The sequence below is a fragment of the Mesorhizobium sp. M7A.F.Ca.US.006.04.2.1 genome, from assembly GCF_004022915.1.
Classification (GTDB): Bacteria; Pseudomonadota; Alphaproteobacteria; order Rhizobiales; family Rhizobiaceae; genus Mesorhizobium; species Mesorhizobium ciceri.
In genome coordinates this window covers 1-1,244 of the sequence record NZ_RZQA01001265.1, presented here as the reverse complement: position 1 = coordinate 1,244, position 1,244 = coordinate 1, and the positions used below count along the sequence as shown (strand labels likewise).

Sequence of the window (1,244 nt, the reverse complement as noted above, 5' to 3'; positions counted from 1 at the left end):
CGCCCCCGCCTCTATGTTCCGGACCGGACGCTGTGCTCCAACGCCAAACGCGCCAAAGAGACGCTGGAAGGCCTGGCCGGCCAGACCGACACCGGCCGGGTCCTGTTCTTCGACGGGCTCTACAGCGCGGACGCGGCCGGTTATCTCAACCTTATCAAGAACAATGGCGGATCGGGCTCGTTGCTGGTCATCGGCCACAACCCGATGATGGAAGACCTTGCCTTGGCAGTTTCGGGCGGCGGCGACGAGGCTGCGCGGGCCACACTGAACCATGGGTTCCCGACCGCGGGCCTGGCGGTCGTCCGCTTCGACGGCGATCTTGCCAGCGCCGCCCAAGGCACCGGCTATCTCGAAGTGTTCCTGACGCCGGCCGATCTCTGAAGCCATTTCAAAGCCTTGTTGCAGCGCCTATATCGGACGGACCGAAGTTCGAGAGAGCATATTTTGGCATCATCGCTGACCACCTTCACCGACGAGGCGAGGATTGCCCTCGACACGCTATCGGGCCGCGCCACCGGGCTTTTTTCCCCATCGCTGCGCCTCGGCGTGACCGGATTGTCCCGCGCCGGCAAAACGGTGTTCATATCGGCCCTTGTCCACAATTTGATCCATGGCGGGCGCCTGCCGCTGTTTGAGGCGCAGAAATCGGGGCGCATCGCGCGCGCCTTCCTCGAGCAGCAGCCCGACGACGCGGTGCCGCGTTTCCAGTACGAGGACCACATCGCAGCCTTGGTCAACGACCGCGTCTGGCCCGATTCGACGCGCGCCATTTCGGAGCTGCGGCTGACCATCGAATATGAATCGGCTTCCGGCTGGAGCCGCATGTTTTCCTCGGGCAGATTGTCGGTCGATATCGTCGACTATCCCGGCGAATGGCTGCTCGATCTGCCGCTGCTCGGCAAATCCTTCGCCGATTTTTCCCACGAAGCCTTTGAAATGGCTGTTCTGCCGGTGCGCGAGGACCTGTCGCAAGCCTGGCGGGCACTATCGGCCGGGATCGACCCGAACGCCGATGCCGACGAGATGACGGCGCGCCGCCTGGCCGAGAGTTTCGCCGCCTATCTGAAGGCCTGCAAGCTCGACGAGCGGGCGCTTTCGACCTTGCCGCCCGGCCGCTTCCTGATGCCGGGCGATCTCGAAGGCTCGCCGGCCCTGACCTTCGCGCCACTGGCCGGGATCGACGACAAGCGCCCGCGCGCAGGCTCGCTGCACGCCATGATGGACAGGCGCTATGAGGCCTACAA

2 protein-coding genes are annotated in these 1,244 nt (G+C 64.5%); both read left to right on the top strand.

Features of this window, described 5'->3' with window-relative positions; genetic code table 11:
• Nucleotides 1-381 (top strand): histidine phosphatase family protein (locus EN925_RS36490; protein WP_128337398.1); only part of this gene is annotated, 381 nt, incomplete at its 5' end.
• Between the two features lie 63 nt (nucleotides 382-444).
• Nucleotides 445-1,244, top strand: an 800-nt coding sequence (locus EN925_RS36485) for a YcjX family protein (protein WP_164894686.1), incomplete at its 3' end; no start/stop codon positions are given.